This window comes from Paenibacillus hamazuiensis, assembly GCF_023276405.1.
Lineage (GTDB): Bacteria > Bacillota > Bacilli > Paenibacillales > NBRC-103111 > Paenibacillus_AF > Paenibacillus_AF hamazuiensis.
This window is the reverse complement of the sequence record NZ_JALRMO010000001.1, coordinates 3540090-3564978: the sequence shown is the minus strand read 5'-3', so window position 1 is coordinate 3564978 and position 24889 is coordinate 3540090. Positions and strand designations below refer to the sequence as shown.

23 protein-coding genes and 1 pseudogene are annotated in these 24889 nt (G+C 40.1%); 16 read left to right on the top strand and 8 right to left on the bottom strand.

The features are described from left to right. Nucleotides 1-133 precede the first annotated feature (133 nt). The 5 genes from MYS68_RS15795 to MYS68_RS15775 form a co-directional block, all read right to left on the bottom strand. A complete protein-coding gene (locus MYS68_RS15795) occupies nt 134-1888 on the bottom strand; it encodes a type I restriction-modification system subunit M (protein WP_216539654.1) in 1755 nt (584 codons plus the stop codon). After that, nucleotides 1881-2993 carry an AAA family ATPase gene (locus tag MYS68_RS15790; RefSeq protein WP_216539655.1) on the bottom strand — a complete coding sequence of 371 codons (1113 nt, stop codon included), beginning with the start codon at nt 2991-2993 and terminating at the stop codon, nt 1881-1883. The genes MYS68_RS15795 and MYS68_RS15790 overlap by 8 nt, the downstream gene beginning before the upstream one ends. Further along, the gene (locus MYS68_RS15785) at nt 2990-4258 is read right to left on the bottom strand and encodes a restriction endonuclease subunit S (RefSeq protein WP_216539656.1); all 1269 of its coding nucleotides are present in this window, start codon (nt 4256-4258) and stop codon (nt 2990-2992) included. Before MYS68_RS15785 ends, MYS68_RS15790 begins: the two co-directional genes overlap by 4 nt. After that, entirely contained in the window at nt 4251-7259 is a 3009-nt protein-coding gene (locus tag MYS68_RS15780) for a type I restriction endonuclease subunit R (RefSeq protein WP_216539657.1), read from the bottom strand. Before MYS68_RS15780 ends, MYS68_RS15785 begins: the two co-directional genes overlap by 8 nt. Before the next feature lie 619 nt (nt 7260-7878). After that, on the bottom strand, nt 7879-8673 hold the full coding sequence (locus MYS68_RS15775) for a Fic family protein (RefSeq protein WP_248926753.1): 795 nt from the start codon (nt 8671-8673) through the stop codon (nt 7879-7881). Nucleotides 8674-8798: 125 nt separating this feature from the next. Here MYS68_RS15775 and MYS68_RS15770 point away from each other — a divergent pair, with 125 nt between their 5' ends. The 3 genes from MYS68_RS15770 (at nt 8799) to MYS68_RS15760 (ending at nt 9731) form a co-directional block, all read left to right on the top strand. Next, nucleotides 8799-8978, top strand: coding sequence for a ribbon-helix-helix protein, CopG family (locus MYS68_RS15770; RefSeq protein WP_216539659.1), 180 nt, complete (start codon nt 8799-8801; stop codon nt 8976-8978). Nucleotides 8979-9115: 137 nt separating this feature from the next. Beyond that, a complete protein-coding gene (locus MYS68_RS15765; protein ID WP_216539660.1) occupies nt 9116-9424 on the top strand; it encodes a DUF6809 family protein in 309 nt (102 codons plus the stop codon). Next, on the top strand, nt 9399-9731 hold the full coding sequence (locus MYS68_RS15760; RefSeq protein ID WP_216539661.1) for a DUF6061 family protein: 333 nt from the start codon (nt 9399-9401) through the stop codon (nt 9729-9731). Before MYS68_RS15765 ends, MYS68_RS15760 begins: the two co-directional genes overlap by 26 nt. Before the next feature lie 242 nt (nt 9732-9973). Here the strand turns inward: MYS68_RS15760 and MYS68_RS15755 are convergent, their stop codons facing one another. Continuing rightward, the gene (locus MYS68_RS15755) at nt 9974-10927 is read right to left on the bottom strand and encodes a DUF6076 domain-containing protein (protein ID WP_216539662.1); all 954 of its coding nucleotides are present in this window, start codon (nt 10925-10927) and stop codon (nt 9974-9976) included. 204 nt (nt 10928-11131) lie between these two features. On the opposite strand from MYS68_RS15755, the gene MYS68_RS15750 reads away from it, so the two are divergent. The 11 genes and pseudogenes from MYS68_RS15750 (at nt 11132) to MYS68_RS15695 (ending at nt 19419) form a co-directional block, all read left to right on the top strand. Then, nucleotides 11132-11368: a hypothetical protein gene (locus MYS68_RS15750; protein WP_216539663.1), complete on the top strand. Its 237-nt coding sequence runs from the start codon at nt 11132-11134 to the stop codon at nt 11366-11368. Nucleotides 11369-11590: 222 nt separating this feature from the next. Continuing rightward, on the top strand, nt 11591-13210 hold the full coding sequence (locus tag MYS68_RS15745) for a recombinase family protein (RefSeq protein WP_216539664.1): 1620 nt from the start codon (nt 11591-11593) through the stop codon (nt 13208-13210). A 112-nt stretch (nt 13211-13322) separates the two neighbouring features. Then, the gene (locus tag MYS68_RS15740; protein WP_248926752.1) at nt 13323-13898 is read left to right on the top strand and encodes a TreTu family toxin; all 576 of its coding nucleotides are present in this window, start codon (nt 13323-13325) and stop codon (nt 13896-13898) included. Between the two features lie 2 nt (nt 13899-13900). Beyond that, nucleotides 13901-14200: an immunity protein TriTu family protein gene (locus tag MYS68_RS15735; protein ID WP_248926751.1), complete on the top strand. Its 300-nt coding sequence runs from the start codon at nt 13901-13903 to the stop codon at nt 14198-14200. A gap of 120 nt (nt 14201-14320) precedes the next feature. Further along, nucleotides 14321-14953 (top strand): annotated as a pseudogene (locus MYS68_RS15730) (recombinase family protein); the annotation flags it as partial. Further along, nucleotides 14953-15183 carry a hypothetical protein gene (locus tag MYS68_RS15725; protein ID WP_248926750.1) on the top strand — a complete coding sequence of 77 codons (231 nt, stop codon included), beginning with the start codon at nt 14953-14955 and terminating at the stop codon, nt 15181-15183. The pseudogene MYS68_RS15730 and the gene MYS68_RS15725, both read left to right, overlap by 1 nt. Nucleotides 15184-15216: 33 nt before the next feature. Beyond that, complete coding sequence (locus MYS68_RS15720; protein WP_248926749.1) at nt 15217-16248, top strand: tyrosine-type recombinase/integrase; 1032 nt, start codon at nt 15217-15219, stop codon at nt 16246-16248. Between the two features lie 278 nt (nt 16249-16526). Further along, on the top strand, nt 16527-17591 hold the full coding sequence (locus MYS68_RS15710) for an RHS repeat-associated core domain-containing protein (protein WP_420852124.1): 1065 nt from the start codon (nt 16527-16529) through the stop codon (nt 17589-17591). 12 nt (nt 17592-17603) lie between these two features. Then, nucleotides 17604-18233, top strand: coding sequence for a hypothetical protein (locus MYS68_RS15705; protein ID WP_248926748.1), 630 nt, complete (start codon nt 17604-17606; stop codon nt 18231-18233). A 299-nt stretch (nt 18234-18532) separates the two neighbouring features. Beyond that, the gene (locus MYS68_RS15700; protein WP_248926747.1) at nt 18533-18688 is read left to right on the top strand and encodes a hypothetical protein; all 156 of its coding nucleotides are present in this window, start codon (nt 18533-18535) and stop codon (nt 18686-18688) included. A gap of 515 nt (nt 18689-19203) precedes the next feature. Beyond that, the gene (locus MYS68_RS15695; RefSeq protein ID WP_248926746.1) at nt 19204-19419 is read left to right on the top strand and encodes an RHS repeat-associated core domain-containing protein; all 216 of its coding nucleotides are present in this window, start codon (nt 19204-19206) and stop codon (nt 19417-19419) included. Between the two features lie 216 nt (nt 19420-19635). On the opposite strand, the gene MYS68_RS15690 is transcribed toward MYS68_RS15695, so the two are convergent. Then, nucleotides 19636-21567 (bottom strand): ATP-dependent nuclease, encoded by a 1932-nt coding sequence (locus MYS68_RS15690; RefSeq protein ID WP_248926745.1) that lies wholly within the window; start codon nt 21565-21567, stop codon nt 19636-19638. Beyond that, nucleotides 21567-23381: an ATP-binding protein gene (locus MYS68_RS15685; RefSeq protein ID WP_248926744.1), complete on the bottom strand. Its 1815-nt coding sequence runs from the start codon at nt 23379-23381 to the stop codon at nt 21567-21569. The genes MYS68_RS15690 and MYS68_RS15685 overlap by 1 nt, the downstream gene beginning before the upstream one ends. A gap of 461 nt (nt 23382-23842) precedes the next feature. Here MYS68_RS15685 and MYS68_RS15680 point away from each other — a divergent pair, with 461 nt between their 5' ends. Further along, nucleotides 23843-24373, top strand: coding sequence for a hypothetical protein (locus MYS68_RS15680; RefSeq protein ID WP_248926743.1), 531 nt, complete (start codon nt 23843-23845; stop codon nt 24371-24373). Next, a complete protein-coding gene (locus MYS68_RS15675) occupies nt 24366-24863 on the top strand; it encodes an SMI1/KNR4 family protein (protein ID WP_420852123.1) in 498 nt (165 codons plus the stop codon). Before MYS68_RS15680 ends, MYS68_RS15675 begins: the two co-directional genes overlap by 8 nt. Nucleotides 24864-24889 lie beyond the last annotated feature (26 nt).

Sequence of the window (24889 nt, the reverse complement as noted above, 5' to 3'; positions counted from 1 at the left end):
AATTTCTTGAAAAGTATTAAGACGCAGAAATGAAAGTGTTTCTTCAAAGTGAAGGTGGCATCTCTAAATTATTATTGTAGATCACCTTTGGATGATTTATTGGACCGACAAACACCTAATAGCGAAATCTAGCTTACTTCAACTCCGGCAACCCAAGCTCTCTTAAAAACCGATTGTGTTTTTCCTTGGCTTCATTTATATCTTTTTCAATGCAGTCTAAGTCCTCTTTTACTTTCGCAAGATTAATAATTTCTTCTTCCGGAGCTGTGCTTACATACCTTGATATATTCAGGTTGTAGCCGTTCTTTTCAATTTCTTCCATGGAGACACGGCGAGAATATTTTTTGTCATCTTCTTTTCGATATTGATATGTGTCAACTATTCTGTCAATATGCTCTGGCAATAAGATATTTTGACGTTTCCCCTTTTCGTAGTACTCACTTGCGTTAATAAACAGCACATCATCAAATTTCTTGCACTTTTTTAGCACAAGAATACAGACCGGAATACCAGTAGAGAAAAAGAGGTTTGCGGGTAATCCTATTATCGTGTCGATATTATTGTCCTTAAGCAATTTAGTCCTTATTTTTTCTTCTGCACCACCACGGAATAAAACACCATGTGGCAGAATGATTGCCATTGTGCCACTATCGCTTAAAAAGTGGAAACCATGAAGTAGAAAAGCAAAATCTGCTGCTGATTTCGGTGCCAATCCATAGTTTTTAAAACGAAAATCTTCAGCAAGTGTATCGTTCGGCTCCCAACGGTAACTGAAAGGTGGATTTGCTACAACTGCGTCACACTCCAATTTCTTGGCTGGGTTCATTTCATTGAAAATGTCCCAATCATTCAATAATGAATCTCCGTGAAATATTTGAAATTCAGAGTCTTTGAATCCATGAAGGAGCATGTTCATACGCGCAAGATTGTAAGTCGTGATATTCTTTTCTTGTCCATATATCTGCCCAATGCTGTTTGGCTCAAGTTGCTTTTTAACGTTAATTAGAAGAGAACCAGAGCCGCAAGCAAAGTCCAGCAGGTTATTAATATACTTTTTTTTCCCTTCACTTGGTTTTTGGCTATCAAGTATAACGATTCGAGAAAGGATGGTCGAAATCTGCTGGGGGGTATAAAACTCTCCAGCTTTTTTACCTGATCCTGCAGCAAATTGACTTATTAAGTATTCGTAGGCATTGCCCAGTAGATCACTTTCGTTAGAAAATTCATCTAGCCCCTCAGAAATTTCGGTTATAATCGAACACAGCATTGCATTGCGAGAGTTGTAATTTCTTCCAAGCTTATCAGAGTCAAGATTCACCTCTGAGAACAACCCACGAAACGTACTGTCGAAAGACTCATTTTCTATAAATTTAAAACCAGCTTGTAATGTCTTCAAGAGGTATTTGTTTTGCGTGCGAGCTAATTCGTATATATTACTCCAGAGATACTGCGGCTTGATTACGTAATGAAGCTTACGTCGCATTTGCTTTTCAAACATGGCTACTTGATCCAAGTTGTTATTATACCACATAATAAGCGGGGTCAACTTTTTACTTTCAAACAATGTGAAATGATCATCGAGCACCATCTTTTTTTCATTTTCTTCTAATTTTTGTTTGCTAAAATAATCTGCTGCCTGCTCTTTCATCACACTAATAGTCTCATCCTGCTTACTCGCAGCATAGATATTTTTAATTTCATTCTCACAATAAAGATAATCGCTACCAAGTTCTTTTTTTGCTGCCTGTTCATAGTTATCTGAAAGATAGCGCAAGAAGAGAAAAGACAACATGTAATCACGAAAGTCGTCGGCATTCATCGCTCCGCGAAGTTTATCTGCTATGGCCCACAGGGTTGCACCTAATTGTTTTTGTTGTAAATCATGCATCGTTACCACCACCTATGTGTAATACAAAATTATATTTATTTTGAAGCTTGTTAAATACATTTGATAAAAGTTCTGCGTTATCAGGAACTAATTCTTTTGCCTCGTACCGGAAAACAGTTTTATGCGACAATGTATTTACTATTCGAGCTACATCATCAGTGTCATCCACTCCGATTTGTTCAAGCACATACGATATTCGTCCAACGCCGAGAAAGGAGGAAACGTTTTCTAATACTTGTCTTAGTATTGCGAAATGATAAGCATATAACAGATTGTCGTTTATCGCATGCTGTAACATTTGCAGTAACTCAAGATGATAAAGAAAAACATCTTTTTTACAATCCAACAAAAATAATTCATTGGACGAGTTTTTTAAGGTATGCATTTGGGTAAATCTCTTATACGAAGATGCTTTTTCGCCTTTTGTCAGCCAGTCTGAAAGAATAGAAAAAAGTCCAACGTGGTGAGTTGTAATAATGATCTTCCTATTCTCATAATGATCATCAATCAAATCCATTATTGTTGATGCAGTAATAAAGATGTTATGGTCATCTAAGCTTGAAACAGGATCATCAATAAAGAAATGACTATTTTGTTCACCTGTCCAGCCTTGAACATCAAACATTGTGAGAAACAGGCACCAAATAAAAATTTGTTGCTCACCACGAGAAATTTTTATAGCTTCAGGTTGTTCTTCGCTTTCTGATTGCGGATAAAAACTAATGGAGCTAATTCCAAGCGATGTATCAGTATGATAATTAAACTTAAAATCAAACTTTGGCTTGTATGCAGTTAGCTTTTCACGAAGCTTTTCTTCATCCATTGACGAATGATATTGATTCAGGCTGGAATGCATGACATTCAGCTTTATTGGAGAACCAGTGTTTTCCGTATCATTATCCCAAACAAACAAATCTTCACTATAAGCATTATAATAAACACCGGAATGATTACCGCCGTTCAATTCTTTGGTAATATTTTTGTATTCAACAGAAAGTCGTGTTTTGCCGGTTCCATTAAAGGCAAACACTAAAATAATGTTTTTTCTCGATTCAACAAGTTGCTTTGCCAAAGTCTGTACATTTTCATCTGAGATAATACTCATTCTCCCACCTCCTTAATGGAAGGGAACAGTCCTTGCATTAATCCTTTTTTATGAGTGTTCAAAGCTTCAATTTTCTTTGCCTGTGCGGTAATAAGTTCATCTAAGGTAGAGAGGCAGTCAGCAATTTTTTGTTGTTCTTTTTGTTCTTTCGGAATAAAAAAAACATATTTTTCCAATTGGGTTCCATTAATTGAATTTATAGTCGCACCCAAATCAGCCTTTACTTGCCTTTCATAGGCTGTTGTTTGAAGAAGTTGAAAGACAAATTGTGGGTTTTGTGCTCTTAAGACTGTCATAAACGCACCATGTGTACACAAAGGCATATCCTTTGGTATAATCGCATTTTTTCCTATCAAAGTTTTTGAACCATTACGTACGCAAATTAATATATCGCCTTCTAAAGACAGATTTGCACCACTAATATCTGTCCTTACATAAACATTGTCATCCAATATAATTACACTATTTTTAATATTCGAAGATCTCAATACTAGCAACCCTGTTTCTCTTACATCATCTGGACTATAAGTTAACCCTGAGACAAGTTTACCCAATTGACCAAGAGTCTTCTTAGTCCATTCTCCACTATCTTTAAACTCTGGGAATCTCCACTCGGGTAGAGTTTTTCCCTCAGAAGGGAACAGCTTCTGCATTAACCCCTTTTTGTGTGCCCTAAGAGCTGACAGCTTTTTATCCTCGGCGGTGATGAGGTCGTCAAGGGAAGATAGGCAGTCGGCAATTTTTTGTTGTTCTTCGTCAGAAGGATAAGGAAGCGGCATCTTCATAAAGTTTTCTGTTGATATACTGATTCTATCGTGCCTCGCTCCAGTATTTGAAACGGTTTTTAAATAACTATTCCAAAGATTGGTTTTAAAATATTGCTCGTAAAATTCATTTCGAGGGTTATTGAATCGAAATACTGTATACAACGGAGACATTATACCTTTTCCTAATTTATTTTTGGAAATAGGGCCTACCGGTGCAGAAGTTGAAATGCGAGGGTTATAAACATAATCCCCCTCATCAACTATAAAATAGTTGTCGATATTGCTTTGTGTTACAATTTCTCTTTCAAAATACTCACTTTGATCTACAACGCCATCAGTGGCGGAATTTGTTAGAATTCGAGTTAAAGAACGATCTTTATTTTTATTTGTTATTTTGATAGCAAGTGAATTGAGAGTAGATACTTTCCATTCCCCACTTGAGTTAAACTCCGGAAACCTCAATTTTGGCACTAAAACCGTCTTTTCTTTCTTACTCATATGCCTTTAACCCCACAATCTCACGTCCATCTGCCAACTTTTTCAGTAGCGGAATTAAATCTTCCATCAGTTCCAATTCTTTCTTTGTTCTGTCTCTCCAGCCAAGGCCAAGAGGCTCTAAAAGGTCGCTTAACTTCTCACCATCAAAAATCATACGCTCCATAATTTTATCAACAAATTCTTGCAATGAGGCTGACTCTATGTCATGTTTATTTGCAACTGCATCCAATTCTTTAGCCGATTTTTCTGCCTTGAATTTTTGATAGCCTGCCCTTATGGATTTTTCATCCAATCCCTTTCCAGCTTCCAAAGTGTTGATATATTCTCCTATATCTTCTCGTTCATCCATCAAATTGGAGGTTGATGATATAAGGTCAATCAACTCTTTCTTGGTCATTTTTTCTTTTTTGGGAACATCAGGCTGTGTGAATTTTGAAATCAGCGACATGATATAATCATAGTCAATAATGGCAGAGGAGAACAAAACAAACTCAAAGTCGACTTGTTCGATTTCCGGCGCTTTATTCGCAATATCCTTGCCCTGCTGCGCCTTTAACCTTTGAGCCGTTTCAATATATGCTCCACGGAATGCACGCAAGGTGTCCTCAGGCAGCAACTTCTCAATAATTGCTGTCTGATCTTCTTTTATATCTGTATATTGGTCTAGCTGCGTTTTAAGGCGCTGTATCTCTTTGAATTTATCAATAAACTCCGCGCGTGCTATATCACCCTTCAGGTTGCTTACTTCTTCCGGTTTACACTCCAACCCATGTGATATCATGAATTTTTCCAGCTCGGCAACAGCATTATCCAACTTTTTAACCACGGCAGGAGCCGGATCAACAAGCCAAATTTCTTTTACCTTCTCGCTGCTTTCCGTGCCGGAAAAGAGTTTGATCGCATCATCGACCTCATTTTCGAGCCCTCTAAAGTCAATAATGTTACCATATGGCTTTGTGGGATTTAGAACACGATTTGTTCTTGAGAAAGCCTGAATTAAGCCGTGCTGCTTCAAGTTTTTATCAACATACAGAGTATTTAAATACTTAGAATCAAAGCCAGTTAACAGCATGTCCACAACAATAGTGATATCAATTTTGTTTTTGTGCGGATAATCTGCATTCGGATATTGTTGGTCTTTAATACGTTTTTGCACGTCCTGATAATACAAATCAAATTCGCTTATGCTGTGGTTCGTGCCAAATTGGGCGTTGTAATCATCAATAATAGCTTTAAGAGCTGCTTTTTTCTTATCGGGCTCCTGCTCATTGTCGGCTTTTTCTTGTACAAGGTCTTCTTGAAGCTGTTTCACATCTTTATTGCCCTCAGCTGGTGGAGAAAAGACGCAAGCAATATTTAGTGGATAAAATTTCTCATCTCCACTATTTTTTAGTTCCTCTTGCAGTGTTTTAAACAGTTCAAAGTACTCGATTGCGTCATTAATCGAAGATGTTGCAAAGAGTGCATTATACCGTCTGTTATATGTTGCTGCATCATGCTTTGATAAGATTGCTTCGACAACTGCTTGCTTATATTCCTTAGAGGAAACTTTTGCAGCCTTCTTATCATCTTCTGGTTTGAAATAATCGATATGAAAACGCAATACATTACCATCGTCAATTGCATTTGTTATGGTGTAGGCATGAAGTTCCTGCTGAAAAACATCTTTTGTTGTTCTGTAAGAGCCCACGGTGCCATCAATTTTCTTATATGTGGAGTTTTCTTCAAAAATTGGTGTTCCGGTAAAGCCGAAAAGCTGTGCTTTTGGAAAAAAAGTCTTTATTGCATCGTGATTTTCTCCAAACTGGGAACGGTGGCATTCATCAAAAATAATCGCCATTCGCTTATCCCTGAGTTTCTCTAATCTTTCTTTAAAGGTGAGTTCACCTTTTTTCTTTTTCTCTTGGTTACGTCTGCTGTCCTCATCAAGGGCTAATCCAAGCTTTTGGATGGTGGTAACAATCACCTTGTCTTTATAGTCGTCAGAAGTAAGGCGCCTAACCAAACTTTCGGTATTTGTGTTTTCCTCAACGCAGCCCTCTTGAAACTTATTAAATTCTAAGCGCGTTTGTCTATCAAGATCTTTTCTGTCCACAACAAATAAACATTTTTCAATTTCAGGATTGTCTTTCAAAAGTGTAGATGCTTTAAAAGAAGTGAGCGTTTTTCCACTCCCAGTAGTATGCCAAATGTAGCCGTTGCCACGATTTTGTTCAATGCAATCCATAATCGCCTTAACAGCATAAATCTGATAAGGACGCATAATCATCAGTTTTTGTTCACTTACAACAAGAACCATATATCGGTTAATTAATTGCCCAAGGGTGCATTTGGGTAAAAATCTATCCGCAAAGTCATATAGGTTCGTTATCTTTTTATTTTTCTCATCTGCAAACTCATAAATTGGCAAAAATCTTTCATCTGCATCAAAGCAAAAGTGTTCATTATGGTTATTGGCAAAATAGTATGTTTTGGTTTCATTGCTTACGATAAATAACTGCATAAAACAAAGAAGCGAATTGGTGTACCCATTGCCTTGATCATTTTTATAATCTACAATCTGCTCCATTGCTTTTTTGGGTGTAATTTGTAGAGACTTTAATTCAATTTGAACAACAGGAATACCGTTAATGAGAATAATAACATCATAACGGTGGTTACTGTTGTCTGTATTGATACGCAACTGATTTATCACTTCAAATTCATTTTTGCACCAATCTTTGATGTTTACTAGAGTGTATTGTAGAGGTATGCCATCATCGCGTTTGAAAGTATTAATTTCTCGTAACGTTTTAGCGGCCACAAATACATCTGCAGTGATAATGCTGTCCTTGAGACGTGCAAATTCAGAATCGCTTAACTTAACACGATTCAATCTCTCAAAATGTTCTCTGAAATTAGCCTCAAGAGACACTTTATCTCGAATGTCTTCTCGATATGTGTACTTTAAATCTTGTAGTTTTTGAATGAAGTCTACTTCAATTTGCTTTTCAGATTTCATATTTAATCTCCTCATATTTCTCAAGGACTGCATGTCTATTTTGTTCAAAAATCAACTCAATCTGTGTTAAGAACATATTTTTCAAAGCTCAATTAAAGCATGAAGAACAATCCGATTTGGTTTTGTAAGGTTATTCTCCCATCAATTCACCGGTATAGATACAACATGAAGTTCGCGAGCAAATATCTCTTGAGAAAAACCTAAATCCAAACGCGCAGTCTTAATTATTCCGTGAAGGACCATTTATAAATAACTATAGTACATTGTATCATATCCTATAAATTACAGTAAGAGCACGTTTTAAGCTGGTAAACCAAAGGGGGGCCGTATTCATTTTGCTTTTCACGAATTGTTCTTATTGCACTGTGGTTGGTGATATTTGAAACCGATTTAAGCACTGGGAACTGAATGGATGCGGCGCGGCTAATGAGGGGTCTTAGGGGCAAAGCCCCTAACAAGAGAATATGGCTATCCATATTCAGTGCTTGCTGCAACACGAGACAATTGTCTCGTGTTGCCCATCAAGGTCATTCACAGTTCAAAGTAAATTTCTCGCTCCTGTCACAAAATAAAAAGCCTGGTACCAATTTAGGACACAGGCTTGCATACCGTATTCACTTTATCGTGATTGTTCCGATTCACGGCGTTTTTCCGGCTCGAAGTCAATGCCGCTGATCGCATGTTCATACAAAAACAGCTTGATCTCGCTCATATCGTTCGAGGTATAGTAGGCAGATAATAATTCGTTAAATCGTTCCATATTTTTCTCTGTAATGGTCAGCATGCCATGTCCGCTCTCGACAAGAAGTTTGTTTGCAAGTAGAAGGGAGGTACGCTTGTTTCCATCCCAAAACATTTGCCGCCGCGCTCCCCATAGAAAAGCCGTAATGGCTTTCTCCGTTGTGGTTATGTCCGCGGCCAGCAAGTCCGCCAATTCCTGTTCGATCTCGCTCTGTACCGGGAGCGGCGGTACATAATCCGTGCCTGAAATTCCGACACGCCCGGTTCTAAAAACACCCCATTCCAGCGCTTCATTCCTCGCGACGTATTCATTGAGCTTGCAAATAAGGGAAAGCGTAATCGGCTCATCAATCGCGTTCAGCAAATAACGCCAGGCATCCCTCATATTAAGGACGGCTTGTATGTCGTCCAGCGCGACACCGGGAACATTGACGCCGTTCAGTATCGTTTGGGTTTGCGGAAAGGTAATATTCCGATTCTCCATCTTCATTCCGCAGTATATATTTTCGTCCCATTTTTTCTTGGCTAGAAACAAACTCTGTTGTTTGGTTAGCACATATTTATCCGAAAATGGTTTCATTTCGTATCCCTCCTGCCTGTTGTCATTATATCCGGTTTTGAAAGCAAAATCACCTTTTACCTGCACATAAAATGTTAGGAGGGAAACGCACATTCCCGTATCTCTTGTGTTGTTAGTCTTCAACCTGCCGAGAAAAAGAAAGAGCTTATTTACATTGGGTTTGACTTTTTGTCCAGACAATAATATATTATTGTCAGGACAAAAAGCGAGGTGAAGCGATGTCCTCCAAAAAGATGGGGCGTCCTCCATCAGACAAACCCAAAAGCAAAACGATTGAGATACGTGTCGATCAGGAAATTATGAACAAGCTCGACGCTTCCGCCGAGAAGCTGAATACGACACGTTCAGACGTCGTTCGCAAAGGGATTGAGAAGGTGTATGACGAGCTCCAGAAATAAAGAAGGAAGCGGCGCGTCCGACGAAGAACACAGCCACTTCCTATCCCGCAATCGCTACGTGAGCAGACTGCATAAATATCCTACCATGTGCAGGAATCTCATTCAAGCGATGCGATGACATTTGTGGGAGGATGAATATGGAATCGATTCTTGAAGCCCTGTACCGTGGGCAGCTTCATCCCGAAGAGATAATTGTACCGTCTCATCCTGAATATCGGCCGTTAAGCCGACAAATCGGCGCTATGACGGAAAAATGGAGAAAAGAACTGAGCGACGAGATGTTTCGTGAGCTTGAGGAGTATTCTGATCTTTGTGTGAGCGTGAACAGCTTGCATGTCGAAGCCGCCTTTATCCATGGATTCAGGCTCGGTGCCAACATGATCATTGAGGTTATGAGCAAACGCGAGGAGTTGGTTCCGAATGCAACTTCGGGCGTGTCATTATGATAAAGATCACGACGTCATGACGGTTGTATTTGCGGATGGGACAACATGCCGCCTTAATTGCTGCGAGATCGAAGCAACTCTGGATACGCATACAGCGGCGCGTTTCCGTCTGATCTGGCTAAAGGAAAAAGAGCCGTTTGCCTATGCTGAGTTGGTTCTTCAACACGATTTGAAGCGCTATGCCGAGGAATACAGCCGGGAATACATGAAGCAGCAGAACGAACTGGCAGAGCAGCTTGCCGATCACTATCAAGATAAGGCATATGCGCAAGCTATTGCGAGAGAAATCATGATGCATGGAGATTAACTTCGTTTTATCGAGGGAAGCGCATAAGGCAGAGGTAGCTTTCAGATCACCTAACCGAAAGGACGGATGACGCTTGAAAGCATTGCCGCCCCCGACGCTTCCTTCATTCTTTTTCCCGGCAGGTTTATACAACATGGAAATGCTGTCTTACGTTGCAGCAAGCACTGAATTTGGTCTCCCAAATTCGCTTGGCAGGGGCGCTCCCCTGATTCCCCTTACGTTTCCACCGACTTTTTCTTCGATTACATGTCCAGTTTCAGCCAATCCAAAAAAGCTTCAAGGGTGATTTCCCCGCGCAAACAAGCGTCCCGATTTAGCTTGGCCAGCTCTGCCCATTGATAGAACGTTTCTTCCGTTGTCTTCCCGTACCGAATCCATGCAAAGCGTCTTTTGTATTCCCGAGTGTAGGCTTTAAGCGCAGGCGAATCGGCTTTCTTGCGCTCCCATTGGTTGAGTGCTCCGATCTCCTTGCAGGTTTTGGAGGGAGTGGCAAACGGTCGTTCACAATATTCGGCATTTTTGTTTCGGCTCAGCGCAAAGTAGCGACCGCAATTTTTACATATTCGAAAACGCAGTTCACGACGAATACATTCGCGCACGAAAAAGTCAGGTATGTCGAATACGCTCTGTGCCTCAAGTATATCTGTAAAAATGCCTTCTTTAACGAATTCATACCGGAGTTGCAGCGGCTGAAACGTAAAGCATCGAGAGCTGTTGGGGCTCTCTGTATAGAGATTTATAAGCTTGGCTTGAATCGGCGCTTCGGATACATCCACGTCCAGAACGTCATGCCAAAGCACCCGAAGCTGTTGCTGTGTCGTTTCGAGCATAGCGGGAATCCGTACCAGTTCTTCGACAGGCAACAGTCTGTCTACGTCCTTGTACGACTGCTGCCGCGCTTGTTTCAGGCGTTCCAGCCATTGTAAACGCAAGCAGGCGAAATACATATGATAGCTGTTGAGTAAGGCCAGCCCCTCCGCAATCGGCTTTTCCAGTCGCTCCTCTTTCCCGGTTATTAGCTGATGAAGATCGGTTTGCAAGCGCTCTGTTACATCCCGAATCGGTTCTGCGTCCAGTTCCATCCATTCCAGAACAGTTTGGGAGAAAGGATATTGCGTATGCTGAACATGTCCGGAAGGTCCGTGCAGAAAGTGTTCCTGCCCATCGGCAATATAAGACTGAAAGGTATAGCTCATGTCGCACCTCGAATAGACAATCGAATGTTAATTAAAGTGATTATATATTTTTGTTGACAATAGGTCAAGTGAAGTGTAGCATATAAATTACATAGACAATTGTAATATATTATTTATGGTTATCTATGTAGTAACGAGGGAAGGAGAAGCAGGCAAGAAATCTGTTCCTTGATAATTGAATAGCTGTAGCGAGGAGGAGCGTGTATGAATGACGATCAACAGCGATTTCCGTCACCTACCCTGTCTGTTCCAAAAGGGGCAGGCAAGCAGGTGACGGGCTATCGCAATCATTCGGCAGAAAGTTTGCATCGACGCGAAGTGCAAATCGGTAAAACGATATACATAGTGCAAAGCTGCTACATCGGCAAAGACACGCTCAGCGACAAAATCAGGCGGCTTGTTCTGAGAAAATGGGAAGACGAGCAGCATCGGAGCGAATGAGGACCAATACCGGGAATCCACAAGATTCCCAGCTTTTTTCGGTTATGCCGCTTCATGAAGAGATATCATTCCCGTTCAGAAAAAAGCTGTACAATGAACAAGCCCCTGTGTGGAACCGTAGACCGCCTCCCTCGCTACGCTATTTCATGGAATGAACAGGAACATCGTTCAAAGATCCATTATACTGAAATCAGCCGACATGTTGCTGGGAAAGGATGGAGGATGAAAAAACAGCAGCGGACCCGAACCGCTATTTACTGTCGTCTGAGTCGGGACGATGAGCAGAGCGGCGAAAGCATGAGTATTGAAAATCAGCGAATTTTGCTCCAGCGTTATGCGAAAGACAACGGCTTTGAAGTGACGGACGTCTACATTGACGATGGCTGGAGCGGTACGAACTTTGATCGCCCCGATTTTCAGCGGATGAAACGCGATATTGAGAGCGGCGGCATTGATATCGTATTGGTAAAGGACTTGAGCCGATTAGGGCGCAACCAGATTGAAACAAGCCTGTGCATTCAGGTGTTCTTTCCCGAATACCAGGTGCGTTTTATTGCCGTCAGCGAAAACATTGACACCGCCAAAGGCGAAGACGACTTCATGGAACTGCGCAATCTGTTCAATGAATGGTTCGTCCGCGATACAAGCCGGAAGGTAAAGAGCGGCTACCGCCAACGGGCGTTGAACGGCGATTACACCGGAGCCTTTGCTCCCTACGGCTACCGCAAGGATGAGCAGAACAAGCATAAGCTGATTCCGGATGAGAACACCGCCCCTGTCGTACAGCGTATTTTTCGATTGGCGGTCGAAGGGCATAGCCCCTACAAAATCGGCAGATTGCTCCGAGCAGATCGCATTCTGACCCCGCGCGCTTACCTGGCCGAGCAGCATCAACGTTACCTGAAAGTAGTCAATGCCAGGCATCCGTATGATTGGGGAGCAACGACAGTCAAGGTCATACTCCAGAACAAGGTGCATCTGGGACATATGGTGAGTCACAAGACGACCAAGCCTTCCTTCAAGAGAAAAGGATTGGTTGCAGTCCCAGAGGACGAATGGATTGAGGTTCCAAATACACACGAGCCGCTGGTTGACGAGGAAACCTTTGCCTTGGCGCAAAAGGTGGTTCGCGTGAAAAAACGCCCGACCAAGACAGGCGAGCATCAAATCTTTGCGGGACTTTTGAAATGCTCCACCTGCGGACAAGGATTATCCTTCGCTCGCGGCGGCAGCAGCAAGACCAGCGGCGGCAAAGGAGGGCGTGGCAGCTTCGCATGCAATCAGTCGCGGACACGCGGCAAAGCCTATTGCAGTTTTCATTATATCAGCTATGTGGATGTGTACGAGATTATATTGGCGGATATTCAGCGTCATGCGAGGACGGCCAAGGAGCAGGAAAGCGCCTTTGTCGAGATGGTTGCCGCGATGAGCCACAGCCAACAGAGGAAGCAATGGGGAGCCGCAATGAAAGAGCGAGACAAGCTGAAGAAACGGGAGGACGAACTGCAAACCATTCAGCGGAAGCTCTATGAAGACAATGCATTAGGACGAATTACGGATGAGCAATATGTGGCGCTATCACGAGATTTTACAGCAGAGCAAGCACAATTGAAAGAACGGTTGAAGCTGCTGGAAGAACAGCTTAACCAGGTAGAAAGCAAACGGGAGAACACGACCCGATTTTTGGAACTGGTACGAGCGTACACTGATATGAAGGAACTAACGAAACCGATATTGAATGAATTGATTGACAAGGTTGTTGTGTTTGATGCCGAGAAGGTAAACGGCAAGCGAGTGCAGCGTATTGATATTTACTACCGATTCGTCGGCTTAATTTCGTAAACAACAGAGGTTCTTACCTCGTTAAAAATAGATTACTCCGTTGAGGTATACTGATCCTAGTGGGCATTGCCCGGCTTGTGTTTTACCGTTTATGCCCGAGGCAATTGCAGGGATGGGGGCCGCAGCAAGTGGTATTTCAATTGTTCAACAACCTCCAACCATCATAGAATACCCTCTTGAGGGACCGACTTATGGGCCCCCCTTTATAGATCAACCTTTTATAGGGCCACCCGCACCAACAGTTACTGAGCAACCATTTATTGGACCTCAATTGCCTGTTGTTGATAATCCGACTTTGGTTGAACCAGAAAATGGTTATGTAAGTCAACAACCATTTGTTGAGCAGGGGCCAAATGTAATAATGTCAAGTAATACAGTGAGGGTTGGTAGGTGGATGTCTCAACAAGAATACGATAAAATGATTTCAACTGGAATGGTACAGGAAAGCGATACAGGAACGACACACGTAGCATTTCCAGCCGACAGTAGTGCCTTTGGAAGACAAGCACCAGATGGTTCCCTATATGTTGAGTTCGATGTTCCTGAAGGCTCTGTTGTAAGAACTTCTGATATCTGGGGTAAAATATTGGGTCCAAATACAATTGAGGCTCGACTTGCGGAAAAAAAGGGACTGCCGAAGCCTGAAATGCCTGAAGCTAAAAACGTAGAAGTAAAGGGGAAAAAATAATCTTGATAAGCAAATTTTCTTCTTGGATTGAATCAAATAAATTAAATCTACAGGATCTAGGTATCATTTCAGAAAAAATTATTAAGTCATCGAATAATCTTAATCCAAGCATTACAATACATCAAACAACGGATGATTGCTTAGGACAAATTAGTGTATGGGAATCTGGTCTCGTAGATATGGAAGTTATCAGTATATCTGACGGTAGGAAATTATTGTATGAACACCAAGAAATAAGTAATGAGCCAAATTTTGATGAAATACTATTTGGATATATTCGAATAATGACAGAGGAAAAATAGAGTACGAGTATATTTCAATGTGGGACTCCAAACAGAGTTAACAACTCTATCGGGGTTCTTTTTTTCTGCCATGCCAAATACAACACGAAAAATCGCAAATATGTACGCCGCGGCGAATTCAGTGGGGCTAAGATTGACGAGGATACGCTTGAGGTTGACAGAATCGGCTTTCAAGATATGTTAGCCGCCTTGTCTACTAAAACCGCAGATGCGGTAATCGTACTCAATACAAGTCGTTTGTGGCGGTCTGACATTGTGAAAGTATTGGTGCATCGAGAGTTTAAGAAATACGGTGTGGATGTAAAAAGCATCGAACAACCAACATACAGCATTTATAAGAATTACCATTCTGACTTTTTAATCAACGGTTTGATGGAACTACTTGACGCATACCAACGGCTTGAAATCAGTAAGAAATTAAGCCGAGGACGCAACAAGAAAGCACAGCATGGCGGCTATGCAGGAGGTCGGGCGGCATTCGGTTACAGGGCCAAGAAGGGTCAAAAAGCCATTGAAATTAATCTTGACGAAGCGTTAGCTGTACAGCGGTTGTTTGAATTAAAGGAATTGTTTCCTGATTGGTCATTGTCACAGTTGGCCTACCAGATGAACTATGACCGTTTTACGACTGCACAAGGCAAGCGATTTACGAAAGTGCAGGTTAAACGAATCCTAGACCGCAAGGAATTTTATCAAGGCTTGTATCTCTATGGGGACATTAAAGCTGACGGAAAGCATCAGGCGATCATATGATGAATGACGATTATGAACATTTGTTACAGGAGAAAGCATTGCTCAGCCAGCAAATAATGACCATTGAAGAGGTCAAGAAGATAATTTTTGATGCCATCGAACAACGAGGTCATCAACTGCATGTACTGACTTTGGAAGATATTCTGATTTCCATACATTCGTTATCATCGAATCTGCAAATGGAACTTTTACTATTACATTTGGACAAGGCACTTGCGGCCTATAAATAAATTCGCTATTCAGGGAGGAACCTAACAGACTATATGAAGAGCGATCCACAAAAAGGAAAAACACGAGCGCGAGGCAGAAAAACCGCCCACGTTAATGATTACATTCATCCACTGGACTATTATTTTCAATTATTCATTCGAGCCAAAGAAACCGAGGGATTGCGTCCTAAATCAATTCTGGGCTACAGAAACAGCTATAAATACTTTCAAAAATGGTTGTTGCAGCAGTATCCTAAGCTATCTGTATCTGAATTTGCCGCGGATCATATCCGTCAATACATACTGTACATGCAACATGAGCGGCCTCGATTTACCGAACATCCACGGCTTAGACTCAAGTACCAAACGGATATTGGCTTGGCAGCGAAGACGATTTCTGTTCGAACTAACTTTATGAAGGCTTTATTCACGTTTATGTACCGAGAGGGTCATATCCAAACAGACATAGGTTCTTTGGTCAAAGTAGTCAAAAGTAAGGATGATACGGTTGAAGCCTTTACCAAAGAAGAAATGATGTTGCTGCTGACAGCACCGAATAAAGAAGAATACACTGGATTTCGTGACTATGTATTAATGTTCTTCTTATTTGATACTGGAATGCGGATCAATGAAACTCTGCTCATGAAAATCAGCAATATTGATTTTATTCACCGTATTATACATATTCCTGCTGAGGATGCGAAGAATGGTAAACCAAGAAGCGTTCCTTTTACGAAGAAAACGAAGGAATTGCTGCAACAGTTGATTGAGGAGAATGAAACGATGTTTGGTAAACAAGCTGAGTCGGTTTTCTTGTCCAACTATGGAGAGCCACTCTCGCAGAATCAGGCTTATTGCAGAATTAGAGAACATGGTGAGCAAGTCGGCCTCAAGCATAAACGAGTTTCCCCGCATATTTTCCGTCATACCTTTAGCAAAATGTATATTCTGAACGGTGGAGATTTGTTTACGTTGCAAAAGATACTGGGACATTCCGATTTAAGCATGGTAAGGAAATATGTGCAGATGAATCCAGATGATTTGAGGAAGCAGCATGATACGAATAGTCCGATGTCTCAGTTTTAGAGGAAATTTACTCCAAATGGCGAACATTCTTCAATAGAGTGTATCGCTATTTTTATTTTGCAGATGTTTGAAAATAACTTATGAAAGCACCCAAGTTTACACCGAAACACGGTGAAAACACGTGGGTGAAAAGGTGGGGAAAACGCTGGGAAGCCTTGATACATAAGGAAAGTCATTTGGAAACATGTGGGGTAAAATGTGATCCAAATACCTAACTTTATGTGGGTGAATTCGGATGAAATGGAAGAAATCCTATTGTATCAAGGGATTTCGGCATTGTGGAACGACAGATAAAGGCCCGAAACATTTGGGGTAACGAGCTGTTGTGGCGACAGGACAATACAAGCGGTAAGAGTGGGTACTACTTCTACAACGGTCATGGTGATGTTGTTGCGATCAAGGATGCCGTAGGTAATAACATCAATACTTACGACTACGACATTTGGGGCAACGTTCTAAGCAAGACGGAGAACATGAACAACCCATACCGCTACACAGGTGAACCGCAGGATGACGAGAGTGAATTGATTTACCTGAGGGCGCGGTACTATGACCCAACGATTGGGCGATTTACTTCTCAGGATACAGTTGAAGGGGATTTGAATAATCCTCTCACGCTGAATCTATATACTTATGTGCAGAATAATCCATTGAGATATACTGATCCTAGTGGGCATTGTATTGCTGGTTCGGCTTTCTGTGATTACTTATCTGATTATTGGAGCCAAGCTTCACAGGCAGCAAGTAATACATGGAATAGCGTTAAAGGCTGGGTAAGCACTGCTGTTGATTTTACTCCCGGCTATGGAAATGCCAAATCTGCAATCGAGGTTGTAAGCGGAAAGGACGCAATAACTCAAGAAGAGCTATCAGGAGTACAAAGAGGAGTAGCTGCATTAGGGACTGTTGTTGGAAGTGGAGAAGCGAAAATCGTTGTTAAAGCGGCAGAAGGACTTGTAGAGATTGGCGGGAAAGTATACAAGTTTTTTAAGTCTAGTGCTGGAGAAACGATGCTAAAAGAAGTGACTGGTAATACTAGACTATACGTTCCCAGTCCAAAACATGACCCAGTCAGTGGCTGGGGAAGTGCTAATCCAATACCTGATCTAGAAACTGGTCAGCAAATCCTTGACTCAGCCTATTCATCCCAAAAAAATAAGCAGTTGTATAATATTTATGAAGGTCAATTAATTAAATTCCAACCAGACGGTGATCTAGGCTGGCATCCATATTTAGTTGAAAATGCGGCGAAAGAAGTTCCTGCCGATGTGCTAAGAAAAATGTTAGATGACGGAAAGATCACGAAAGCACAATATAAGAAGTTTATCAAAAATGAAGACTAAGAGGTGTTATATATGAAAACATTCGGTGATATTGGAAAATTTGGCATTCGATATCACCTTTCACCCAATCCCTTTAATGAAGTGGGGATATATGGGAAGTCGTGGGGACAATTTGAATTATGGGTGGAAGGAAAAGATATATGTAAGTATGAAATTAATGGAAGTATATTTTCGTATCAATGGAATTTATTAAATATAGCAGAATACTTCTGTATAAACTTGAAGTACGTAATTCATGAGCAGACATTTCCGTTACCTGTTTCAGGTAATGACGCACTAGAACTTGTTTCTAATAGTCACTCTTACTTGAATAAATTGGAAAATATATATGATGCTTTTGAAATTTTTCAAGATTGGGAATTTAGACATTCATGGTTTTCGAGTCGAGCAGGTTCTTATTTGCCTAATGTATATTTCAGATTAAAAGATGAACTTGTCGAAGTTTCTTGGTGCAATTCAAACATTTACAAGAAAGATTCTATACAATTTCTACACTCTACTGGGAGCGTTGTTATTGAGAAGGATAGTTTTATCTCATTGATCAATGAATTTGTTAATTCTTTATTCGATGACTTATTTATTGACTTTCCAAATGCCCCCACATTGGTTGAACTTAAAAATGAGCTTAGCAATAGTCTGTAATGTTTACCCCGAGCAGAGCTAACAACTCTCTCGGGGTTTCTTCTTTTGTCATTGCCCCGCCCCCTACCGTACCATAAAGACAAATATTCCGTTTTGTTGCATAGCGGTGCATGATAAAAAGGCTCAAACCCCGCAACATACAACGTATTTTGAGCATTACTGAGAGAAAGAAGCATAGCAAAATTCAGAATATGGGACACTGCAATTCTAGAAACAGGGTCTAAACAAAGAACTCTGCGACACGTATAGGTTTCGTGTAAGGCGATAATCAAGCCTAAAAAGTCGTAGGGGGAATTACAATGAAAAAGTTTCTAGAAACCATGTATACCGCGCCATTTGTTGAATTAACCGCTAATTTCAATGAACTGAAAACGGTCAATATCGGTTTTTATCTGCCGATGCCTGAAATCCTGAGATGTTGTGTTGTTATTTCCTGCAAGCGTCTGAAAAGCTAGTTATGTTCGAACTGGTTTCATAGGCAGCAATTAACAGGGAAAGTGAAGAGGTTGGGTATTATTCCGTTCCTGAACCAATGATTAGAGGCAATACCAACTTGCCAAAAAGCACAGTTACTAAGGCGGTAAAATCCTTACAAGAAAAAGGGTTTATCCAAATTCGTAGATATTACGATGCTCGAAGTAAATACAAAGCTATTTGCCAAGATGTTGATCTAAAGCTAAATGAACTTTACGATTTGTCCCATCGTCGTTTGAAAGATCGTATGTAATCGCTCTGTCCGCCGCCGAGAGCGGTTTTTTTGTATTTAATTTCATCGTTTCACACAGAATTTCTACTTTTACACGATAATTTTTACATTCCAAAATAAAAAAAATAATTTACTGGATATCAAATATAATCTAGGGGCTATAAAAAATGATACCTATTATTAGTATGTTATTAGTATTTCAAAAGTGAAGTTATAAACAATAATCCTCTGTCAAACTTCGTTTGCCAGAGTGGGGGGGGAGTCTTGGTTGCCATTAAGGACGCCGCGGGTAACAACATCAACACGTACGACTACGACATTTGGGGCAACGTGCTGAGCAAGACCGAAGGCATGAACAATCCATATCGCTACACAGGTGAGCCACAGGACGATGAGAGTGGATTGATTTACCTGAGGGCGAGGTACTATGTCCAGCTGCAGGGCGGTTTATCTCGCAGGATACGATTGAAGATGATTTGAACAACCCGCTGACACTGAATCTTTATACGTATGTGCAGAATAATCCGGTATTCTGTTTTTTTACGAGGTAAATTCAAAAACATGGGAATCAGCGGCAAATCGGCATGAAAGGCCACCTTCAAGAACTAAAAGGAAGGTGGCCTTTCATATATCAGAACCTATCCTCTCCGGTAAAACCACGATGTAGGGCAAAATGCTAAAGAGATATTAGAAGTTTCACAAGTAATTAACCTTTTTTATATACGCAATGATTTTATCCAAACCTTTAGTAAGGTCATCAATCATAGCAGCATTGGGCTGTGGAATAATGCTTTGCTTTAATAAATGCTTAACTTCAAAGTTGTTATATATGTACCTAGCAAGTTCATCCTTGTGCTTAATAGTACCGCTTTTTGTAGCCACTCCAGTAAGCCCTCTGCTTTCTAATATGCGACCTGCCCCTTCGGAAGGGGAAAATACATCCCAATCTGATACTGACGAAGATCCGCTAATTTGGGATGCAGGATGCTGCTCCCTTTGAGAATAGAATTTTTTCAGGAGTTCAGGATGAGTATAGTTTTCTAGTTCTCTCCCTGACAAAATCCAAAGATTTGGAATTTGATCAGTTTGACTTTCGATGTTATCTTCGTTATCAATAATACAGTCATTTAATAGGTAATGCGTCCGATTCTGTCTATTTAATTCTTTTGCAATCCTTATGAATCGCTTGTACTTCTGAGAGTCCTTGGTTGTACGATCAGAATCGATCACCACAAAAGGATTAGGGTTTACTTTGAGCACTTTTAATAACGTGTCTTCTTCAATATCATTAAGTGAAATTACCGCTTCCTCAAAAGAATAATGGGAGATTGTACTACCGCCTGTCATAAGTAGTGAGTAATGCAGTCCCTCCAGTAAATAAGAGTTCAGCCTACCTTGACTAATTAGATATTCACAATAAGTTTTGATCCAAGTTCGAAGCCAAAAAACTTCAGATGGACCCTCAACCCAAATAACACTATTGCTCAATAAAACATCTCCCGGGAGCACCCCTAATTCATTGCAAATCTCTCTAGAAATTCTAGAACCCGAAGGATCGGATCCGACATGTTTAAAAAAACCACTAAATGAACATGCTCCTTCAATTTTTTGAGAACGATATAAATAATCTTCTTCAGTCGCTGTTTCTATTGCAATAGGTGAGTGGGTAGAAATAATAAATTGAGCGTTTCCAATCTGTTTTATAACTTTCATTACTTCTCTTACGAGGCCCGGCTGCAGATGACTTTCAATTTCGTCAATAATTATTAACATTTTTTTATTACGAACAAGTTCCATTAACAAGATATACAACATCGTATACCCTGTTCCGACTTCTCTGGACGATAACTCCATATTACCGCTAAAGGTGAACCGCAGTTCTTTCTGATTAACATTTGATGAGACTGCAACAGGTGAATCCAGATGAAGTTGCTTTTCAATATACTGCTTCACTTTATCTTTTGCGGTTCTTTTCTCGGAAAGGTGCTCCGTTTCATTCAACCAATTCACAAGCTCGTACCCACTTACGGTTATACTGTCTTCACCTGCACGATCAAAAGCTCGAATTGGGTCGAATACCAGTATACTTCCTTGAAATATGCTATATAAAACATTGCATATCTTCACAACTTCTTCGTCGTTAATTCCAACGTTATTTAAAAACTCCGTATTAAATGCTATTTCAAGAGATTGGTCTTTATTTGTTGCTATATGTGAACGGACTCCATTTATACCTATACAGATATTCCCCAAATATTGCTTGCCGCATTTATGAATTTGAATGACCATCTCTGTTTCATCAAATTTCACCAATTTATTTAAATTAGGGTCTTGATACTGTGCGAGAATAGAATTATCAATAGTAAAATCCAAAACGATTGGGTTGCTCGTATCTAAGTTATAAAAATCGTTATCTGTTATCTTCTCCGCGGCAAACCTCGTCGTATTTTTGACTTGTCCATCCAAATTGTATTGAAAAATCCGAACGAGCCTGGCCAATAATGATTTTCCAGAGTTATTCGGTCCGACAATAAATGTTGCATGGTTTCTTTTTGCTAGCAAAAGGACTTGTTTATTCTTTACTCCTCTATAATGCTCAATGGAAATTTGCTTTATAAAATACGACATTATTCAACATCCCACCAACGATGAATTGTGTCTCTTACATTATAGTTGTTAAGCCTTCTCTTCCAGACCGAACTAAATCCAACATCACTCGAGTTTGGTTCAGGGGAAGGCGGAGTGATATTAACCTTAGTAGGTATAGTGACACATTCGCCCGCGACCAAGCACTCTCCATTTTGAAAAAAGGGAATCATACTCGATAATGTATTTAAATGATCTGGAAGTACTTGATTTATAAAAGCTTGATCATTGGGATTAGTCACCCGAAGAACAAAAAAATTGGAACACTGGGATACAATCGTTTCACATAGATCGGATGGTCTTTGACTGATGATTAGCTGGTTAATTCCGTACTTACGCCCCTCTTTTGCAATTCTACCTAAATACTTTTTAGGCAGTCGTGTTATAGAATTCGACTCTTTAGGTATGTAATTATGAGCTTCTTCAAAAACAAGATATAGTGGTAGTTTTTTTGGGTTAGGATCCCATAACTTGTACTCAAAACATATACGAGATACGACCCCGATGATGATTGGCATAACTTCTGAAGGTAGTGTAGATAAGTCAAATATAGTCAGTTGAGTTGTTTTGCCACCAGATGGAACGGACAATAAACTTTCCATAAATCTATAGAATGAAGTGGAGACATCAAAGTTATTCGGAAACAAAAATTGGTATCGTCGATCTGAATATATACTTTGTAGCTTTTCGATTACTTGGTCCAGTTCTCCATAATAATTTTTATCTTGATGAACTTTGTCCATCTTACCGTCTCTAGGAATGTTGGTATTGCCTGAACTGGGCAAAAAATCACCTGTATTTAAGTCAATAGCAGGCTCGTTATCAGAACTCCAAATTGTCCTTTTATTTAATCTAATCAAAGTAGGTAACAATTCATCCGCAAAGGAAAAATAGAGCGGAGCGTTAATATTAACCTTGGCAATCTCCCCAACAGTAGCTTTTATTTTCTCATGTTCACGTTCTTTTAATGATACTATGGTTTCTTTCAAGATACGGATACCGTTGCTATTCTTGTAAAGGTCCACTTCACCAAGAAAAACAGACTGAAATTCATCAAAATTTAATAGCCAGTACGGAATGTGAAGATCTACAGAATCAATCTTATTTACTTTATAGCCGCCCCTTTTATTTGGAAAAGCATTGTCATACTCATCATGCGGATCAAAAAATACAACATGACTGTAAGGATGACTTTTCAGGACATTTTGCATGATACTGGCTACAGTACATGATTTCCCTGATCCAGTTGAACCCAAAATCACAGAATGTTTTCCAAGAAACTTGTCTATATGGATGGAAACATCCTCTTCCTGAACACCGGATGCTTTTCCAATTGTTATCCCAGTGCCTTCATTTAATGAAAAAAGCTGTTTTTTCTCCTCAGGAGATAATAAATGACATTTTGCATTAAATTTTGGATAATGTCCTGCTCCACGCATAAACTTTAGTTCATTCTTTTCTTTTAGATCTTGATAGCCAATTACTTTTGCAACCGCAATAGCCTTATTCTTTGGTTCAGTACTTCTATGGAGGCTATATGGGTCTTGTTCAAATGATGAAACCAGCTTAATTTCCTCGAAAATACCAAAATGCATTACATTATAAGTTGAAGGTCCGCCTACTAGAAAAATATCTCCAACCGTCCCTACATTGAACTTGATATTTTTTCCTGCTTCTAATACTTTTTCTTGTTCCAAATTATTTGCTAACACATCTTGATAAATTTCTATGGTCACGCTCATGCCAGTAATCGAAACAATCTGTCCAAATGGATGATCCTTCATTAAAATATCCATATGACTTGCACTCCCTCGTTACTCAGTATTCTATCCCTAGTGCCCTCAATTATCTTGACTTCAAGTTTAGTAATCAATAGACGACCAAGCAAATTCAATTAAGGATTATACAATATTCGCCAAAAAACTTCATAATCCTCCCATTCTAATTATATCCAATGAAGATAAAACAACACAAAAAATCTCTCAAACACTCGGTCCCACTATGGATTCGAGAAGCCAATCCTGAATGAACTGATTGACAAAAGTCGTTGTAGTTGATGCCGAGAAAGTGGACGGCAAGCGTGTGCAGCGCTTTGATATTAACTGCCATTTCGTCGGTCTAATCTCGTAAACGAACAAGGTTGATACTTCGTTAAAAATAGATTAACCCGCTGAGGTATACTGATCCGAGTGGTCATTATATCTTCGGTCCAACTCGGGAGGACTTATGGAACGGGGCTGCAGATGTTTGGAATAACGTGACAGAATGGGCTAGACAAGAAAATGATTCATTAAGTCAAACATCTACAATTTATGAAGAGACATTTGGCAATGATATTGGAACAGTTTTAGACCCAGATATGAGCTTACAGGAAAAAGCTTCGGAATTATTATCGGATTCGCTACCTTTAGGAGGGGTTATAACCAAAGGAAGTATTAAGCCATTTGATGTTGTAACTTATCGACCTACAAATTCTCCATTAGAAAATCATCATGGTATACTGGATGTATGGGCCAGTAAAAACATAGCCTCATATCAAAGTCGAGCAGCGGATACTCCAGCAATAGCATTGACAGAGGAACAACATGCCGCTACCAAAAAGGTTTATCGGGATTGGTTAGTGGAAAAGACCGGGAAAAGGGTTGGCGGTAGGGTTGATTTGACAAAAGTTACAAAAGATGAAGTAAAAAAGCTTTCGGAGCGTATGTTTGATGCAGCAGGTGTACCACAAGAAGCTAGAGATAAATTTTATAAAAAATTTGAAGAATATATAGGTGGTGATGAGTAGAGTGAGGATAGCTGAAATTTTAGAATTACTAGGAAAAGAACAGGATTGTACCTTATTTCCTCCAAATAATTTTCTACCCGAAATTGAAAAAAACTTGGTTATGCCTGATGATCTTAAGGAGTTTTACAAGTTATGTGGTGGGGTAAGATTATTTGAGTCACAACTTTATCCAATTACAATTGTTAGACCTGATGAATTTGTATTGGCTAACCCCGTAATTGTGGGAGAGAGGTGTGAAGAGGACATTTCAGCGAATTGGTATATTATCGGTAAGGAAGGTTTAAGCCAATTTATTACTATTAATCTTCGTTCTGAACAAAACGGTAGATGTTATGATAGTTTTGTTGATAGACATGGAATAGTTGGAGAATGCCCTATTATTGCAGTATCGTTCACAGATTTGCTCGAACGATTATTACATAATAAAGGGCAAAGATGGTACTGGCTTAATGATACATTTGATCCGTTAGGAGATGCTTATGATGAATAAGTAAAACATTTTTATACTGAGCAGAG

Bases quoted from the DNA above. Each gene is read 5' to 3' on its own strand.
- MYS68_RS15795 (WP_216539654.1), bottom strand. From the start codon at position 1,888: ATGCATGATTTACAACAAAAACAATTAGGTGCAACCCTGTGGGCCATA.
- MYS68_RS15790 (WP_216539655.1), bottom strand. From the start codon at position 2,993: ATGAGTATTATCTCAGATGAAAATGTACAGACTTTGGCAAAGCAACTT.
- MYS68_RS15785 (WP_216539656.1), bottom strand. From the start codon at position 4,258: ATGAGTAAGAAAGAAAAGACGGTTTTAGTGCCAAAATTGAGGTTTCCG.
- MYS68_RS15780 (WP_216539657.1), bottom strand. From the start codon at position 7,259: ATGAAATCTGAAAAGCAAATTGAAGTAGACTTCATTCAAAAACTACAA.
- MYS68_RS15775 (WP_248926753.1), bottom strand. From the start codon at position 8,673: ATGTGCGTTTCCCTCCTAACATTTTATGTGCAGGTAAAAGGTGATTTT.
- MYS68_RS15770 (WP_216539659.1), top strand. From the start codon at position 8,799: ATGTCCTCCAAAAAGATGGGGCGTCCTCCATCAGACAAACCCAAAAGC.
- MYS68_RS15765 (WP_216539660.1), top strand. From the start codon at position 9,116: ATGGAATCGATTCTTGAAGCCCTGTACCGTGGGCAGCTTCATCCCGAA.
- MYS68_RS15760 (WP_216539661.1), top strand. From the start codon at position 9,399: ATGCAACTTCGGGCGTGTCATTATGATAAAGATCACGACGTCATGACG.
- MYS68_RS15755 (WP_216539662.1), bottom strand. From the start codon at position 10,927: ATGAGCTATACCTTTCAGTCTTATATTGCCGATGGGCAGGAACACTTT.
- MYS68_RS15750 (WP_216539663.1), top strand. From the start codon at position 11,132: ATGAATGACGATCAACAGCGATTTCCGTCACCTACCCTGTCTGTTCCA.
- MYS68_RS15745 (WP_216539664.1), top strand. From the start codon at position 11,591: ATGAAAAAACAGCAGCGGACCCGAACCGCTATTTACTGTCGTCTGAGT.
- MYS68_RS15740 (WP_248926752.1), top strand. From the start codon at position 13,323: ATGGGGGCCGCAGCAAGTGGTATTTCAATTGTTCAACAACCTCCAACC.
- MYS68_RS15725 (WP_248926750.1), top strand. From the start codon at position 14,953: ATGAATGACGATTATGAACATTTGTTACAGGAGAAAGCATTGCTCAGC.
- MYS68_RS15720 (WP_248926749.1), top strand. From the start codon at position 15,217: ATGAAGAGCGATCCACAAAAAGGAAAAACACGAGCGCGAGGCAGAAAA.
- MYS68_RS15705 (WP_248926748.1), top strand. From the start codon at position 17,604: ATGAAAACATTCGGTGATATTGGAAAATTTGGCATTCGATATCACCTT.
- MYS68_RS15700 (WP_248926747.1), top strand. From the start codon at position 18,533: ATGAAAAAGTTTCTAGAAACCATGTATACCGCGCCATTTGTTGAATTA.
- MYS68_RS15690 (WP_248926745.1), bottom strand. From the start codon at position 21,567: ATGTCGTATTTTATAAAGCAAATTTCCATTGAGCATTATAGAGGAGTA.
- MYS68_RS15685 (WP_248926744.1), bottom strand. From the start codon at position 23,381: ATGGATATTTTAATGAAGGATCATCCATTTGGACAGATTGTTTCGATT.
- MYS68_RS15675 (WP_420852123.1), top strand. From the start codon at position 24,366: ATGAGTAGAGTGAGGATAGCTGAAATTTTAGAATTACTAGGAAAAGAA.